The 16,100-nt window shown below is 63.3% G+C and carries 12 protein-coding genes; 9 read left to right on the top strand and 3 right to left on the bottom strand.

The window, feature by feature from the left end:
• Positions 1–281: 281 nt before the first annotated feature.
• Positions 282–1,556 carry a DUF6786 family protein gene (locus tag ACZ5B4_RS16135; protein WP_464912257.1) on the bottom strand — a complete coding sequence of 425 codons (1,275 nt, stop codon included), beginning with the start codon at positions 1,554–1,556 and terminating at the stop codon, positions 282–284.
• A 39-nt stretch (positions 1,557–1,595) separates the two neighbouring features.
• Positions 1,596–1,862, bottom strand: coding sequence for a 4Fe-4S binding protein (locus tag ACZ5B4_RS16130; RefSeq protein ID WP_464914038.1), 267 nt, complete (start codon positions 1,860–1,862; stop codon positions 1,596–1,598).
• 476 nt (positions 1,863–2,338) lie between these two features.
• Between ACZ5B4_RS16130 and ACZ5B4_RS16125 the strand changes: the two genes are divergently transcribed.
• The 8 genes from ACZ5B4_RS16125 to ACZ5B4_RS16090 all read left to right on the top strand — a co-directional run bounded on the left by ACZ5B4_RS16125 (position 2,339) and on the right by ACZ5B4_RS16090 (position 14,714).
• Complete coding sequence (locus ACZ5B4_RS16125) at positions 2,339–3,541, top strand: hypothetical protein (RefSeq protein WP_464912256.1); 1,203 nt, start codon at positions 2,339–2,341, stop codon at positions 3,539–3,541.
• Between the two features lie 30 nt (positions 3,542–3,571).
• Positions 3,572–4,846 (top strand): PQQ-binding-like beta-propeller repeat protein, encoded by a 1,275-nt coding sequence (locus ACZ5B4_RS16120; protein WP_464912255.1) that lies wholly within the window; start codon positions 3,572–3,574, stop codon positions 4,844–4,846.
• Between the two features lie 151 nt (positions 4,847–4,997).
• The gene (gene aroA / locus ACZ5B4_RS16115; protein WP_464912254.1) at positions 4,998–6,302 is read left to right on the top strand and encodes a 3-phosphoshikimate 1-carboxyvinyltransferase; all 1,305 of its coding nucleotides are present in this window, start codon (positions 4,998–5,000) and stop codon (positions 6,300–6,302) included.
• A gap of 1,024 nt (positions 6,303–7,326) precedes the next feature.
• Positions 7,327–7,461: a hypothetical protein gene (locus tag ACZ5B4_RS16110; RefSeq protein WP_464912253.1), complete on the top strand. Its 135-nt coding sequence runs from the start codon at positions 7,327–7,329 to the stop codon at positions 7,459–7,461.
• 216 nt (positions 7,462–7,677) lie between these two features.
• Positions 7,678–8,871, top strand: coding sequence for a metallophosphoesterase family protein (locus ACZ5B4_RS16105; protein ID WP_464912252.1), 1,194 nt, complete (start codon positions 7,678–7,680; stop codon positions 8,869–8,871).
• Positions 8,871–11,486: a hypothetical protein gene (locus ACZ5B4_RS16100; protein ID WP_464912251.1), complete on the top strand. Its 2,616-nt coding sequence runs from the start codon at positions 8,871–8,873 to the stop codon at positions 11,484–11,486. The genes ACZ5B4_RS16105 and ACZ5B4_RS16100 overlap by 1 nt, the downstream gene beginning before the upstream one ends.
• Positions 11,487–11,762: 276 nt before the next feature.
• Complete coding sequence (locus ACZ5B4_RS16095) at positions 11,763–12,770, top strand: amidohydrolase family protein (protein WP_464912250.1); 1,008 nt, start codon at positions 11,763–11,765, stop codon at positions 12,768–12,770.
• A 72-nt stretch (positions 12,771–12,842) separates the two neighbouring features.
• Positions 12,843–14,714, top strand: coding sequence for a beta-L-arabinofuranosidase domain-containing protein (locus tag ACZ5B4_RS16090; RefSeq protein WP_464912249.1), 1,872 nt, complete (start codon positions 12,843–12,845; stop codon positions 14,712–14,714).
• A 27-nt stretch (positions 14,715–14,741) separates the two neighbouring features.
• On the opposite strand, the gene ACZ5B4_RS16085 is transcribed toward ACZ5B4_RS16090, so the two are convergent.
• Complete coding sequence (locus tag ACZ5B4_RS16085) at positions 14,742–15,047, bottom strand: hypothetical protein (protein WP_464912248.1); 306 nt, start codon at positions 15,045–15,047, stop codon at positions 14,742–14,744.
• Between the two features lie 337 nt (positions 15,048–15,384).
• On the opposite strand from ACZ5B4_RS16085, the gene phoU reads away from it, so the two are divergent.
• A complete protein-coding gene (phoU, locus tag ACZ5B4_RS16080; protein WP_464912247.1) occupies positions 15,385–16,050 on the top strand; it encodes a phosphate signaling complex protein PhoU in 666 nt (221 codons plus the stop codon).
• The last annotated feature ends 50 nt before the right edge of the window (positions 16,051–16,100 follow it).

Below are 16,100 nucleotides of genomic sequence, written 5' to 3'. Positions count from 1 at the left end.
TCGAGCCGCGACGACTCCGTCCTCCGTGCGATGCGCGAATGAGAAAAAAAGCCGAGCCGCAACCTCCCTACGCCGCGACGCATCCTTACGTCGCCGGCCACCTGGGGCTTGGGGAGTATACGGCTCGGCCCGTCCGTTGTTTCCATGATCGCGGAACGTGCGATCTCCGTTTTTGATTGTGGCGATGAACCACGAATCCGGCAAGCCCGCTCCACGATCGCGATCTCATCTCCCCGCGGCGGCGTCCGCGAGCTTGCCGCATGACGCATTCAATTCACGGACTACTTGGGGAACATGGTGTCGCGAACTTCGTCCAGATCGACTCCCAGGACGTCTTTCGCCACGGCCTGGAGCACCGCGTAATCGCCTTGCACGTGGACGGTTCGATGGCAGTGCTCCAAGCGACCGCCCGTGGGCAGGGCGGCCGCCGGAGAGAGCGATTCGATTTCGTAGAACGGCCCCAGTCCGGGCTTGTCCGGTCCGGCCGGTCCGTCGTTATAACTGTTGGCGACGTCGCCCACGTAAGGCTCTTTTTGCGGCAATTCCCACATATTGTTCATATAAGGATGGGCGGTGGGGTCGTCCGGCATGGTGAAATGCACCAAGGTCAGCACGCCGTTGACGAAATCGATTGAACCGGCGACGTTTCTCGCCCGTTTCTGCGACGTACCGATCTTGGATCGGTAGTTCCCGTCGCCCAGGAAGAGAATGGCGCTGGGAAGAACCTTCAACCGCTCCGGCGGAACGGCCCCGAAATAGTCGGATTTGACGATCGGCCCCAATTCGCTTTCGTCGCCGGGGCGGTACGGAACGATGACGACCGTTTGCGGGCCGGCGTTGAACATCCCCAGGACCCAAATGGACATCAGTCCGCCGTCGCGCGTCCACTGCGGCCCAAGGTTGATCACGCGATTGACGGTCTCGTAACCGACGACCTTGACGCCGGCCTGTTGCAACTGCGCGGCGGCGCTTTGCCCGAACAACCGCGTCATGTCATCGCCGTTCAGCAGGCGGACGTCGCGGACGACATCCAGCTCGAACTCCGTACCCGACGCGTTCACGAGTTTCATCCGCCGGGTCATGCGATAGAAGGGGTCGTTGGGGCCGGAAATCACCCGCCAAGCGCCTTCGTTCAAAGCCGGCGGAGTGAACCAGTTGTCCAGATTCTGTTCCGCCCCTTTGGCGAACCAAAGGCTGAATTGGCCGCCCTCGGGAGACAACCAAAATCGGTCCTCGCCGCCGTAGTTGTTGAAGTGCGGGTTGGGCTGACCGGCATCGATGAAGCCCGAGTTGATGAACCCGAAACTCAACCCTTCCAAACCGCCGCAAGTCGAGGTCATGACTCGGCCTTGCCATTCCGGGCAAACCAAGACTCTCGCGCCGTGTTCATTCGTCAGCTCTAAGACCTTGGTATGACGGACCAGATAGTCCCGTGCTTGGGCATAGCTCATGGTTTCCCCTTTCGTCGGCTCCTCGGCGACGGACCCTGCGGCGATCGCCCAAGAGAGAACTCCCGCCAATCCCAAGGCGGCTGCAATTCGAAGGCCGGTATTCATCATATCCCTCCAAGCCAAAGGACTCGCGAATCCAGGACGTCACGAGACGTCCGACAACGGAACCATGTCGATCGCTTCCCACGGACAGATGCGCAAAAGATAACCTGTCTCTCGCGGTCTCGGCAAGCGGATGCACAAACGACAACCGATGCACCGCTCTTCCATCACGCGACAAACGCGACGGACGAACCCGCATGCGTCGTCGTGTCGGTCGAGCACAATGCACCCGACGGGGCACACGGCAAAGCAGGCCTCGCAGCCCGTGCACAAATCGGGGTCGATTCGGGCGACCAGCGCAGGTCGCATCCGTCGCGGCGCGAGAGAGGCGGGCGAATCGTCCCGGTGTTGCGACGACGAATGCATCATGCGTAGGCCCCGGTCGGCCGCGGCTCCCGAATTCGGGACGCTCGCAATCATGGTTGACAAGACTCGCTCTTCTCAGTCGCCCCAGTGCCTGCCGCTCCCTAGCGTTGTCCCTCGTCGTCCGTTCCCTGAACCTTCCAGATGCGTGACATTATAGCGTCCGCGCACCGATGCGCTAAGTATTCCACGCCGGATCGCGCGACCATCCCTTCAGCTTGCAACACTCACCGAAGCGAACCCCGCTCTGATCGGGCCACGATATCGACGCCGTTCGGGCGAACATGCTTGACAAGGCATCTCCCAAGCCTCAAGATCAGCAAAGCTGAATGCAGACGAGATCGCGCTACGGAGCGCGCATTCCATCCGACGCGGGCGTCTTCGCGATGGTTTCCGCGGCTCCAGGGGAGAGTAATCATTCGATGAGTCCGTTTCAACGCGCACCCAGTCGCCTGATTTGCGTCGCGTCGGCCGTATTGGCGGCCTTGACGGCGAACTTGCTCCATGCCGTCGAAGAGCCTTGGCAGGCGGAGATTCAGGCCTTATTATCGGCCGATCGGGCGGGCGCCGGACAGTCGCAGGCCGCGGCGGCCTTCGACCGGGTCGTTGCGGCGGGCTTACCCGCTTTGTCGCCGATCCTTACCAACGCGAAGCAGGCCAACCCCGTCGCGCTAAATTGGATGCTCGCGGCGGCGGATCGCATTCTGGCCGAAGCGGCTCGCGTCGGTACACCGCTGCCGCGCGACGAACTGGAGGCGTTCGCCAAGGACCGTTCCCAGCGTGACAAGGCCCGATACCTCGCCTGGGATTGGCTGCGGCGCATCGACCCGTCGGCGGCGCGGCGGATCGCCGAGAACATGCTGGATGATCCGGCCGGACCGTTACGCCGAGAAGCCGTCGAACTGCGGCTTGCGGCCTTGCCCGACGCCGCCGCCCTCCGTGCCGTCCCGAACGATGATCCACATCGGGCGGAATGGCGAGCATCGCTCTACGCCCTCTTCCACGCCGCGCGAGACCGCGATCAAGTGCGGAGAATCACCGACCGCCTCCGCGCGTTGGGCGAGTCGCCGGACCTGATCGAGCACTACGGCTACGTCCGGGCGTGGTATGTCGTCGGGCCTTTCGATAACACGGGGGACGCCGGTTTCGACCGTGCTTTTCCACCCGAGGAAAGCCCCGGTGCGCCCGTCTTGTCGGCCTCGTTTCCCGGCAAACACGGCGTCGTTACCTGGCGGGAATTCGTTTCCGAGGACGACGTCGGGTTGATCGACCTGAATGCGGCAATCCGTGAAGAAAAAGGCGTGCTGGCTTACGCGACGGCGCGAGTAACCGTCGATACGACGCAAGACGCCCAAATCCGCGTTTCCACACCCAACGCCTTCAAACTATGGGTCAACGGCGAGGCGGCGGCAATCTATCACGTCTATCATTCCGGATTCGAACCCGACCAATACACGGTGCCTTGCCGATTGAAGCAAGGCGAAAACGTAATCTTCATCAAAGTCTGTCAAAACGAACAGACACAGGATTGGGCCAAGCCCTGGGCCTTCTACCTCCGCGTTTGCGATGCCCTGGGCGGCGGGGTGATGGGCCGGGAATCGCCCTCCCCGGCAAATAACGATTGAGTTACAAGCGAATACGAGGTTGCTTCGGCGATGAACCTTTCTTTCAGCACTTTTCGGGGCGGGACTCGAATCGGCGCGGCCGTCGTCGCCGCGCTCATCGCCGCCGGCGCTTCCGCGGCGCGTGCCGGCGACTGGCGGCACTTTCGCGGGACCGATCAGACGGCCGTCCTGCAACCGGGCGAGGATATTCCGCCCGTCCGATCCCACGATCAACCGGTTTGGAAGGTGGAGTTGCCGGGCCCCGGGCCGTCTTCACCGATCATCGTGGCGGGACGCGTGCTGCTGACCTCCGCCATCGAACCGAACCAAGACGAACTGCGGCTCTCCTGCCTGGATGCCGAATCGGGCGCGAAGCTCTGGGAGACGCGCTTTTGGGCGACGGGTTCCACGGTTTTCAATGCGTTCGGCGGCATTGCCGCCTCCACGCCCTCCTCCGACGGCCGCGTCGTCGTCGTCCAATACTCGTCGAACGATTTGGCCTGCTTCGATCTGGACGGACGGCCGCGCTGGTTTCGCCCCCTGGGATGGGAACGCCCGTTCCTGCGGAACGACGTCGGCATGGCCTCCTCACCGCGGATCGTGGGCGATGTCGTCGTCGTTCAAGCGGAGAGTCTTCTCGACGCCGTCGTGATGGGGCTGAGCCTGCAAGACGGCCGAACGCTCTGGCAGATCGACCGTCCCAAGCAAGCGATGTGGTCTTCGCCTGTGGTCTTTCCCGTCGGCGAAGCGACCTCGCCGGGTTCCGACGCCGGCCCTTGGGTGCTGGTGCAATCGCGGGACGACCTCGCATTGATCGACCCCAAGACGGGTCGCAAGGTGGCCGCATACGCGCATTGGTGCGATACCGTGCCCACCGCCGCCGTTTGGGGTTCCCAAGCGGCGCTTCCCGCCGCGGGGATTCATCTGCTGGACCTGGACGCCGCGACACCGGCGCTCGATGCGCGTTGGGTTTCCGACCGGGTACGAGTCGCGAACAGCAGCCCCTTGCTCTGCCGCAACCGGCTGTACGCCGTGAAGCCGCCGAATATCTTGGTTTGTGCGGATGCCGCCGACGGCAGGCTGCTGAGCCAGATGCGGCTGGGCGGCTCTTTTTGGGCCTCCCCCGTCATCGTAGGGCGAACGCTCTACGTACCTTCCTATGAGGGCACGCTCTACGCGGTTTCCCTGGACGACGACGGCGTACCGACGCAACGCGAAGAAATCGAGTTGGAGCCGCAAGTCCTCGCCAGTCCGGCCGTCGATGAATCGGGCCTCTACGTCCGCACGCGATCCTTCCTCTGGAAGTTTGCATTCGGCCCGAAATGAGTGACAGACGGATCACCGCTTGGAGCCGCCCCACGACGGCGGCGAGGCAAGGCTGAGGCCGTCCGATGACGCCGCAGTCGCGAAAACATACATCGCGGCGGAGCGCGGAAACGCCGCTCCCGGACCTTGGCGTATCTCCCTGGGAGAACACATGTCGCAATCAGAAGCATATCGAGTACCGACTTGCGGCCCGCTAAACGGCTCCATCCGCCCGCCGGGCTCCAAAAGCATCACGAACCGGGCACTGATCTGCGCGGCCTTGGCCGAGGGCGAATCCGAGTTGACCGGTGCCCTGGATAGCGAGGATACCCAGGTCATGGCTGCGGCCTTGAACCGCCTGGGGATCGCGGTCGATCGGCCGACCGGTTCCGACGTGTTGCGAGTGTCGGGTTGCGGAGGGCGGATTCCGGCTACCTCCGCCGAGCTTGATTTGGCCAACAGCGGCACCAGCATTCGTTTCCTCACGGCGGTCTGCTGTTTGGGGTCGGGAACATTTCGACTGGACGGCGTGCCGCGGATGCGCGAACGCCCGATCGAGGACCTGCTGGCAACCCTGCGGCAATTGGGCGCCGACGCCCGCTCGGAATTGGGAAACGGTTGCCCGCCCGTCATTGTACAGGCCCGCGGTTTGCCCGGCGGCACCGCCGAGATCGCGGGCACCATTTCGAGCCAATTCCTCAGCGGCGTCCTCATGGCCGCTCCCCTTTCACGCGAGGGCGTGAATCTGCACGTCGCGGGCGACCTCGTCTCCAAACCTTATGTGGACATGACGATTGCCGTGATGCGGAGTTTCGGCGTCTCCGTCTCGTGTCAAGACTACCGCACATTCACGATCCCGGCGGGCGGGCGTTATCGGGCCGCGCGATACGCCGTGGAACCGGACGCTTCGGCCGCCGGCTACTTCTTCGCCGCAGCGGCCGTCACCGGCGGCCGCGTGACGGTGGAGGGCCTTTCCCGCCGAAGTCTGCAAGGAGACGTCGCCTTCTGCGACTGCCTGGAGCGGATGGGATGCCGGGTCGCTTTCGGCGAAGATTCCATTACCGTTCAGGGCGGGCCGCTCCGAGGCATCGACGTGGATATGAACGCCATCAGCGATACCGCTCAGACTTTGGCCGTGACCGCACTCTTCGCGGAGGGACCGACTACCATCCGCGGGATCGGGCACATCCGCCACAAGGAGACGGATCGGATTCGCGCGCTGGCCGTGGAATTGAGGAAGCTTGGGGCCGATGTGGAAGAGACGGAAGACGGTTTGGTGATTCGCCCTCGCTCGCTTCGCCCCGCCGTCATCGAAACCTACCGCGACCACCGGATGGCCATGAGCTTCGCGATCGCCGGCCTTAGGCTACCGGGCGTCGTAATCCTCGATCCCGGCTGTACCGCGAAGACCTATCCTCGATTTTTCCAAGATCTGGAGCGACTGCTCGCAGCAAGCTCGCACGAACGGCGGGGGTAAAGGACTTTCGGGCGGACGCCGCCCAAGCCGACTGGGCTGGTAGGGAGGGCATCAAGAGTCTATTGCAAGCGATTGCCGAGGCGGACGACCCGCGAGGGCTTCGCATCACGGCCCTCGACGGAGCGCATGGAGAGCAGGCTGTACCGCCTCCGCGAGAAGACGACGAACGCTCCGAACTCACTCGTCGTGCAGCGGCGGACGACTTCCACTCACCGGTGGTCGGGCGGTGCGAACGGCCAAGGCGAGGACAGGTTCGCCCCCATTCGATGGACAAGACTTTGCGTGCGGGCCCCGAACGGGAAATCTTCCAATGTGTCTTCCCGCGCGAATCCGTCCGTGGCCATGAAGGTGGCTCGGCAATGGTGACAAGTCACGACTTTGCCCAAGTGCTCGATCCGGATCTGGACCTTTCGACCACAGGTTGGGCATCCCTGAACGAAAAAGAGCGCGTGCGTCATCCTTCGCACCTCCTCCATAATTGGAAAAGTCATTCCACACAGTTGATGGTAGTATTATCGGGACTGTGTTTCAATACCGCCCGAAAGGGTGGCATTTCTTGCCCAAGCCTCCCTTCATGCCCATTTCACGAGAGACTCCGCGAATAATGACGATTGTGATGACCGAAAAGGTTCGCCCAATTACACGCTAAACGTGAATGAATGGGACGGAACGGCTTGGTGAAAGGGGCATGTCGGTCTCTCGAATAGGAGAATACGAGACGCCGACCGGGATTGGATCGCGCGAAATTCCCGAGAATGAGGCAAGAAAAGAGATTAGCCTTACGGAATAATCGTTCCGCCCCTTCTTTTCCAAGCAACCGGCCCGACGCCCTCGCTCGCGTCCGTTGGCGCAACGCCAGTCGCTCCCCTATAATGGGTATTCTTGTTGCCGGTTCTCCGACGCGACGGCAGTCCCGTCGCGTCGCCGGCACGAAGGACACAAACAACCAGCGATCGGCATGCCCGTCCGAGTTTTGGCACCGGCGCAGAAATGCCGACCTCCGAAAAAGGGAAGGATACAAAGGATGCGATCACGACCGCGAACCAAGTTCGTACTGAAGCTGAAAAAACGCGTCTGTCCGCGCTGCGGCACCAAGCTCAACACGCAACGTACCCGCTGCAAACGGTGTGCCCAGGTCATCCCCCGACCGGGAAAATGAAAAGTGTCGCCGGGCTTTCGGCCGGGCGTTTATCGTCGGGTGAACCGGATCTCAGACGGCGATGCCGGCGGCTCAGCGAGGATTCTTCTTCACCGGACGCGGTTCGGCCGGAGCGATTGACAGCACTGCCCGTCGGCAAGGCGGAACTCGCAAGGCGGACGGTCCGCGGCGGCGAACCGCTTTAGGGTGCGTTCTCGGCTGGTCAGAATCGGGGCAATGCGAAACCGAATCTTGCACCTGGCGGACCTTCATCTCGGGGCGGCGGCCGATTCTGATTTGCCGGAGTCCTCGGCCCAAAAGCTGCGAGATTGTCGGGACGGAATCCTGGATCGCCTGGCCGACTATCTTGCGCAACCCGATTGCCCCGTCGGCCTGGTGATCATCGTCGGCGACTTGTTTGATCGGCACGACCCGCCACAAGAGCTGGAGACGCGGGTAAGACGGGCAATCGCCGTGGCGGCGCGGAGCGTGCCGGTAATCACCGTACCGGGCAACCACGACGAATTGAGTTACCGCGACTGCCCCTATCGCCGCGGCGACTGGCCCGGCGTCTTGGTCCGTAATACCAGCCCCGAGGTCGTGTGGCACGGTCCGATCGAGCCGGACGGCTACCTCGTGATTGTTTCGGCCGCCTACGAAGCCGGAAAAGCCCGACCCGGCACGGAATTGCGATTTCCACCTGTGCATGAGCTTCGGGCGAGCCACGCCATTCCCGACCATGCCCGATTTCTGGCCGCAGTCCACGGTACCGTGACGGACTACTTTAGCGAACGCGTCATCGAGGGCGAACGCTGTTTTCGCGTTTCCCACCGCCAAGTCGCCGAAGCCGGCTACGATTATCTCGCGCTGGGGCATATTCATCGTCCGCATCGTTGGCGCATCGGTTCCTGCGACGCCGTCTATCCCGGGCCCGTCGTGGGGCCGATCGCATCGGATCCCGGCACGGGGACGTGGGCGTCCGTGCGGGTCGCCGTTTCCTCGTTGATCGTCGAAACGTCGCCGGCCCCGCCGGCGGTCATTCCCACTCACTGGAACGTCGTGGAAGATCAAGTCGCGGCGGAGGAAGCCGTCTCATCCGTGCTGGAAAGGATCATGCGGCGGGTCGCGGCGGAGCCGCAACACCCGGCGGTTGTCCGACTCCACGGTCGCACGTCTTTCTCTGAACTGCATGATGAACTGAGACGCCGACTCGCCGACGCGGGTCTGTCCGCCGTCATCCAAGCCGACGCACTGGAAGCCGTGCCGGAGGCGGATGTGGATCAGCTTGCCCGCGAGGAGTCGTTGACCGGGTGCTTCGTCCGCAAATGGCGGGCATGGGTCGAGGCCGAGAAGCCTGCCGAATCCTTGGCTTCGGCCGCGCTCTGGGAAGGCCTGCACGCGCTGGGATGGAAACAAGGAGGCGGAGGCTGATGATCCGCATCCGCATCGCGGCCGTGGAAATCCGCAACTGCGGCCCGTGGCTCGGGGCTTGGCGGCTGGAGATTCCCGACGCACCGATCGCGGTCCTGTGCCGGCCGAACGAACAAGGAAAGAGCACGTTGCTGGCGGCCGTTCCGGCGGTATTTTGGGGTGAGGGATCGCCGGCCAAAAATTGGTTCGCCGCCGATCAAGAATACGCCGCCGCCGTGGAGTTCGAACGCGAGTTGCACGATCCGTCGGGCCGACTTCTGAGCAAGTCCTCCTACCGCGCCGTCCGCCATTTCGAGACGGATCGCGTGTCCCTGGCCGAGCTGCGCGACGGCGCATGGCAGACGGTCCCCGAACTTCGGGACAAGCCGCAACTTCGGCACAAGGCACGCGGTCGCACCGCCGACAACACCGCGTGGCTCGAGGTGCTCGCCGATCGCTGGGTCCCGGTGTCGCCGCAAAGCTTCCGCCATATCGCCGTGCTCTCGCAACCGGCGGATTGGCAGGTGGACGCGGCGATCGTCCAGAATCTGATCTCCGGAAGCGGCAGCGCCACGGCCGAAGAGGCACGCGCGCGGTTGCTGGAACGCTTCCGCGAGGTTTCCCGCTTCAGCAAGCAGGCCGGGCTTGCGACGGCCGATGCCCGGAATGACGGCGCCTTGGAAGCGGCGAGGGCCCGGCGGGGATCCCTGCAAAGAACGATTCAGGATGCGCAGGAGACGCTGGAGGTTGCACAGAACCTGCGAGAAGAGTTGGAAAAGCTTGAGCAGAGAATCACGGATTGCGCCGAGGAAACGCGCAAGGCCGAGGCCCAAAAGGCCCTCGTGGACGAATTGCGCGGACTGCGACGCCGATTGGATGCGGCGGAACGTGATCTGAGACGATTCACCGCAGCGCATCACGAAAGCGAACAAGCGGCCAAGAGGTTGGCGGATCTGCGGGAGCGACTGGCCGGTGAACCGAGCGTTCTCGCGCATGCGGAGCTTTCGCTGCTTCTCGCCGCCAAGCAGGCGATCGAAAAAGCTCGTTCGCTCGCGGCGGAGAGGATTCCCGAGCATCAGCTCCGGGAAAGGCTCGCGGACATCGACAAGGACTATGCCCCGGTCAAAGACTGGCCGGAGGACGCGGCGGAGCAGATCGCCGAACTGCATCGCCGAGAGCAGGCCGCGAATCAGGCCGATGCGGCGCTGATGGAGGCGGAACGGGCGGTTGCGAACATGGCCCCGGTACCGGACGGCCCCAAAAGGCAGCGACTCATCGCGGCGGCCGCCGCGGGGGGATTCTTGCTGGGTCTGATTGCGGGCGGTTTGGTCGGAGGTTGGGCTTGGGGCTTCCTGGGGGGCATCATTTTGGCCGCCGCGGCCGCGGTCGCCCTCGGCTTGACGTATCGACCGACCCGGGAGAATCCCCGCCGTGCCGAAGCGGAAGCGCGGCGCCGGGAGGCCCAGGATTCGTGCCGAGCCGCGCGGGATCGACTGACGGAAATCCAAGATACCGTGGCGGGTTGGGCCGGCTCTTGCGAGGCGGCGCAATTGACGCAGCTCCTTCAGACCTGGACGTTGTATCGTGAAAAGCTACGCCGATTCGGTGAGGAATCCGCCCGTCAAGCACGCCTGCGCGAAGCGATTTCCGTCGATCGTCTACCCGAGGCGGCCGCCGGCCTGTTGCGAACATTGGCCGAGAAGCATGGCCCGGACTCGCAGATCGTCGAACCCGATGCCGCCTTGCTAACGCATGCCCTGGAGGTACTGGACGGCGCCATTGACCTGCGGCGCAAGATTCAGGCCGCCGAGGACGCCTTCCGAAACCTGCTTCAGTCCCACGATGTTCGAGACCCGGAGGAATTGGCGGAGCGGCTCCGCGACGCGGAGCGCGAACGCAACGCGGCCTTGCTGCGGCTGGATCAATTGAAAGAGAGTTCCGCTTTGGCCGAGGAACTCGCACGGGCAAGCAGCGCGGAGCTGGACGACGCGGCGACCCAGGCAGCGGAGCGATCGGCCGCCTTGCAGCGGCACGCCGAAGAATTGCGGCTTCGGCGAAACGAACTCGAACGCGAGCTGGCCCGGCGGGAGGGCGGGAAGGTCGTGAACGTTGCGCAATGCGAATGGGAGCTTCGCGAAACGGAGGCCGCGATCGCACGCCTGGAGCGGCGCCGCGACGCGATTCGGATCGCATCGGAACTGTTGCGCGACGCTCAGGACGAATTCTCTTCGCAACACCGCGAGGCCATGCAGCGCTCCTTGAACGAGTTGATGCGTTCCTGGACGGAACAAGACTACGCCGAGTTCACCTTGGATCAGGGCTTTCGTTTGTCGGTACGAATCTCGGCGGTCGATTCGCAACCGGACCCGAAGTTGATCGACCGGTTGAGCCAAGGCGCCCGGGATCAACTGGCCCTGGCGGTGCGGACGGCGGTCCTCGATCGCTTGGCCGGCGATACCGTATTGCCGCTGTTGCTGGACGATCCTTTCCTTACGTGGGATGATCAGCGGCGGGAACGTTTTCGCCGGGGGCTGAGCCGCAACGCTTTGCAACGCCAAATCATCCTGCTGACGCACGACTCTTCTTTTTCGGCCTGGGGAGAGGAAATCGTGGTTCGCCGTATCGAGCGGACTTGACATCGACATGCGTCGCCGATTGCCCCGCGGCCTTTCCTATTCGGTGGCGCGTGGTGCCAAGCCGGGGCCGCCGAGCGACGACAAGGCGACGGCCGCACGGTTCGACGCACGCGATGTCCTCCCGCGGTCTCGAGCGCGCACCCTTGCCGTGCGTTTGCCATGCCGGATAGAATGCCGGCTGCTCCGGAGGAGGGGCTTCGCGCAGCCGCCGCGATCAGCACGCGCGACCGACGAGAATCGTTCGCAAGCTACGATCTTCGATGCGAGAACCTGCCCATGGCCACGCGACGTCGATTTCTGCAAGCCGGTTTGGCGGCGACCGCCGCGGCCTGCTTTGGTCGCTACCGTCCGGGAATCCTTGCCGAGTCGCCGAACGCCAAGCCCGCCTCCGAAGACGAGATCCCCATCGTGGATACGCATCAGCACCTTTGGGATCTTACCCAAGTGCGGTTGGCTTGGCTGGCAGGCGTGCCGGCCCTGAATCGCAGCTTTTTGCCGAGCGACTATTCGGAGGCGGTGCAAGGTCTGCCCGTCAAGCAGGCGGTTTACATGGAAGTGGCGGTGGTGGAGGAAGACCTTGTCCGCGAGGCGGAATACGTGATCGAGTTGTGCCGCCGAGGCGACGGTCCCACGGCGGCGGCGGTCATCGGCGGAAGACCCGCCGCTCCGGACTTCGCCGAATATGTGGATCGCTTCCGCGGGAACCCTTACGTCAAGGGGATCCGTCATATCCCGCCGAACACGGAGGAAGGCCGCACCATGTTCTTTTCCCCGGCCTTTTCCCGCGGACTAGCACTCTTGGGAGAACGCGGTTGGTCGTTCGACATCTGCGTACCTCCGGAGTGGTTGGAGGAGTCGGCCGAGATCGTCGCGCGCTGCCCGGCCACGCGATTCATCGTCGATCATTGCGGCAACGCCGACCCCCATCAGTTTCGCGCATCCCTCGAGGGAGTAGCCGAGGCCGCGGCCTATTGCCGAAAGTGGCGGGCCGGAATGCAGGCCTTGGCCGCACATCAGCAGGTGGTCTGCAAAATCTCCGGCATCATCTCGCGCATGACCCCGGGCGAATGGACGGCCGAGGACCTGGCTCCCGTCGTGAACGCGTGCATCGAGATTTTCGGCGAGGATCGCGTGATGTTCGCCGGGGATTGGCCCGTCTGCACCAAGGGGGGAAGTTTGCGCGACTGGATTCGGGCGTTGCAAACCATCGTGGCGGACCGGCCGACCGCGTTTCGCCGCAAGCTGTTCGGTGAAAACGCCGTGCGATTCTACGGTTTGTCGTAAGCGGCTCGATCGAGCGGTGATGGGAATGGAGGGCCGCTCTCCGGCGTCTCGGGACCCTAGGATGAGAGAGCTATGCACATGCGCTGCCTGCGTTACAAGAACGTCGCGTTTTCGGCATTGGCGGCCTTACTCTTGGCCCATGGGAACGGTCTGTGGCTTCCGGCGGTCCGGGCCGATTCCGCATGGCGACAGCCGAACCCTCAAGACGTGCGTCTGGAGGGCGGAGAGATCGGTCGCCGCGTCGCCGTCACCATCGAGGGAAACATCTTGAAGTTGAACACCGAGGACGATTTTCTCCGGCCTTTTAAGCTGCGGAATGCCGAGGGCGGCTACGTGGGTTTGGGAAAACTGATCGACAGCGTCGTCCGTTTCGCCGCCCATACGCAGGACCCGCGCTTGATCGAGTTGAAACGAAAGCTCATCGCGGAAATCATCGCCACGCAGGAAACCGACGGCTACATCGGAATCATGAAGCCGGAGGCCAGGATGTGGAGCCTGTGGGACGTGCATGAGATGTCGTACCTGGTTTACGGCCTGACCTCCGACCATCGGTTCTTTGGAGACGTCGCCTCGTTGACGGCGGCTCAACGGCTGGCGGATTACATCATGAACCGCTGGCGGGCGGAGCCGGACGGGACGCCTGGCGGCGGCAGTATCACCGTGTACATGGCGGTAACCGGATTGGAAAATGCCTTCTTGGCTTTGAGCGACCAATCCGGCGACCTCAAGTATCGCGACTTCGTCGTGGAATTCCGCAAACTGCCGGAATGGGATGCGCGCATCGTCATCGGCAGGCACGGCCCGATCGAAGGGCATATCTATGCCTATCTCTGCCGCTCCATCGGCCAATTGCGTTTGAGCGACTCCCTCCAGGATGAGCGGCTGTGGGTTCCCGGCCGCGCCGCCTTGGACTTCCTGCTCCACGGCGAAGGCATGGTGATCACGGGCGAGTGCGGCGACCACGAATGCTGGCACGATACGCAGTCCGGAACGATCAACCTGGGGGAAACGTGCGCCACGGCGTATCTCATCCGTTTTCTGGATGAAGTGCTACGACGCACCGGAGACAGTCTTTACGGCGACGTGATGGAGCGCGCGATCTACAACGCCCTGTTCGCGGCGCAGTCGCCGGACGGGCGAAGAATCCGCTATTACACGCCGTTCGACGGTCCGCGCTCGTATCACGCCGGAGACACCTATTGCTGCCCTTGCAACTATCGCCGCATCGTGGCCGAGCTGCCGGGCATGGTCGGCTATGCCACCCCGGACGGCATCGCGGTCAATCTCTACACACCGTCCGTCGTTACGCACCACTTGTCGGACGGGGCGACCGTGACCGTGCGGCAAGAGACGGAATACCCGCAAAAGGACACGGTACGCTTCACGATCGCGTTGGAGCAACCGCGGGAAATGACGTTGAGACTCCGCATCCCGAGATTCTGCGAGAAAGCCGTAATCCACGCTCCCTGGTTGGAAAAGCCGCTGGAAAGGCCGGGCGGCGATTGGGCGGAAATCCGTCGCGTCTGGCAGCCCGACAAGACGTTCGAACTGACCTTGCCCATGAGCCTGCAATACGTGAAGGGGCGGCGATCGCAACTCGGGCGGGTGGCCGTGAGGCGCGGACCGATCATCTTCTGTCTCAATCGTGCGGCCCATCCCGAATTAAAGGACGTGGACCTGCGGTTGCTGACGCTCCAGCCGGAATCGTTGGAAGGCCCGTTCCCCAGCGACGCGGTTCGCCCCGGCGGGCTTGCCTGCCGCGTCCAGGCATGGGGACCGGGCGATTGGTATCCCCACAGCGCTCCGCGCTTCACGCTGACTTTAACCGAGTTTCCCGATCCCCAGGGCGAGGCGGTTTACTTCCACGTGCCGAATCCCAAGGACACACGCTTCGCGGACGATGAACTAATCGTCCCGACGGGTGAAGCGGCGGCCGGCCGTTGACGAAATACCTGCCGCCAAGCCGGATTGCTAGCCGGTCGGGTTTTCGATCCACCGGCGATAGCAGGTCGCGCAAAGATAGAAGCTCAGCCGCCGATAGACTTGATCCATGGCCTCCTGGGCTGAGACGTGCTCCAACTCCTCGAGGACTTCGCGAAAAGCCCGGTTCAAATCACCGCCGAGCTCGCGGGGATCCAAGGAGGGCGGGGTCGGATCGGCCATGGCCTCCACGCGGATGAGGTAGGCGGTCCCGCTCCCCAAGCGCAGTTCCGCGCCGCAGCGGTGGCAAGAAATGGGGCAGAGAAAGGAGTCCGGCTCGCTCATGCCCGCCATCATAGTGGAACGTCCGCGGCATGGGCAATCCGTCGGCGATCCGACTGAGCCGTGAGACCGTTCCGCCCGGCTCTACCGCCGAATCGGCTACGCCGGGTCGCTTTGCCGTTCACCAAAGACCGGTTCACGCGATCTATCGAGTTCGCCGGGATCGTCCTATAATAACGCATGGCGCTAGCGTTTCGAGTCGGCGTCGGGCAAGAGGACGCCGCGGGAGCGAGACGCGGATCGCCGTTGCGTTAAGCGGGATCACATGATCGGTGGACGGGCGGCCCCTATCCGTTACGGACCGATGGAGAATCACCACGATTTTCGGCTCATGGGAGCAAGGAATTTCGCCATGTCCATCCACATGCATCGAGAAATCGATCAATTGAAGGCGTCCCTCTTGGGATTGTGCGGCACCGTTCAAGAGCAATTGTCCGACGCCGTCCGTGCGGTACTGGACCGGGACCCGAACCTGGCCGATCAGGTCGAACGGCGGGACCAAGAGATCGATGCCAAGGAGATCGAGATCGAAGAGGCCGCCCTCAAGCTGCTGGCGTTGTACCAGCCGGTGGCGCTCGACCTCCGCTTCGTCATCGCGTTCATCAAGATCAACAACGATTTGGAACGCATCGGCGACTTGGCCGTCAATATCGCTCGCAAGGCGCGTACCTTGTCGCAGTACGAACCGATTCGGCTCCCCATCGACGTGGATGCGATGTGGAAGAACGTCAAGGCCATGATCCGCGACAGCGTGGACAGCCTGGTGCAAACCAATGCGGAGCTGGCGGCGGACGTGTGCCGGCGGGATGAAATCGTGGATCAACAAAAGCGAGATTCTCGACGCACCATCGAACAGTTGATCGCGTCGCAGCCGTCGGCCGTGCAGCCGCTGCTCCAGTATCTTGCCGTTTCTCGGAACCTGGAACGGGCCGCCGATCACGCGACGAACATCGCGGAGGACGTCATCTATTTGGTCCGGGGTCAGATTCCACGCCATCAAGGGGCGGGAAGTCCTTGACGCCCGCAGAACCCGCGAACGCGGCTTGCGCTGTGGGAACGTCGTGGGAA

This window comes from Thermogutta hypogea (assembly GCF_055386265.1).
This window is presented reverse-complemented; position numbering and strand designations above follow the sequence as displayed.

Excerpts from the sequence above, each read along its gene's own strand:
- ACZ5B4_RS16130 (WP_464914038.1), bottom strand. The coding sequence starts at position 1,862 with ATGCGACCTGCGCTGGTCGCCCGAATCGACCCCGATTTGTGCACGGGC.
- ACZ5B4_RS16105 (WP_464912252.1), top strand. The coding sequence starts at position 7,678 with ATGCGAAACCGAATCTTGCACCTGGCGGACCTTCATCTCGGGGCGGCG.
- ACZ5B4_RS16090 (WP_464912249.1), top strand. The coding sequence starts at position 12,843 with ATGCACATGCGCTGCCTGCGTTACAAGAACGTCGCGTTTTCGGCATTG.
- ACZ5B4_RS16100 (WP_464912251.1), top strand. The coding sequence starts at position 8,871 with ATGATCCGCATCCGCATCGCGGCCGTGGAAATCCGCAACTGCGGCCCG.
- ACZ5B4_RS16125 (WP_464912256.1), top strand. The coding sequence starts at position 2,339 with ATGAGTCCGTTTCAACGCGCACCCAGTCGCCTGATTTGCGTCGCGTCG.
- phoU (WP_464912247.1), top strand. The coding sequence starts at position 15,385 with ATGTCCATCCACATGCATCGAGAAATCGATCAATTGAAGGCGTCCCTC.
- aroA (WP_464912254.1), top strand. The coding sequence starts at position 4,998 with ATGTCGCAATCAGAAGCATATCGAGTACCGACTTGCGGCCCGCTAAAC.
- ACZ5B4_RS16135 (WP_464912257.1), bottom strand. The coding sequence starts at position 1,556 with ATGAATACCGGCCTTCGAATTGCAGCCGCCTTGGGATTGGCGGGAGTT.
- ACZ5B4_RS16095 (WP_464912250.1), top strand. The coding sequence starts at position 11,763 with ATGGCCACGCGACGTCGATTTCTGCAAGCCGGTTTGGCGGCGACCGCC.
- ACZ5B4_RS16120 (WP_464912255.1), top strand. The coding sequence starts at position 3,572 with ATGAACCTTTCTTTCAGCACTTTTCGGGGCGGGACTCGAATCGGCGCG.
- ACZ5B4_RS16085 (WP_464912248.1), bottom strand. The coding sequence starts at position 15,047 with ATGATGGCGGGCATGAGCGAGCCGGACTCCTTTCTCTGCCCCATTTCT.
- ACZ5B4_RS16110 (WP_464912253.1), top strand. The coding sequence starts at position 7,327 with ATGCGATCACGACCGCGAACCAAGTTCGTACTGAAGCTGAAAAAACGC.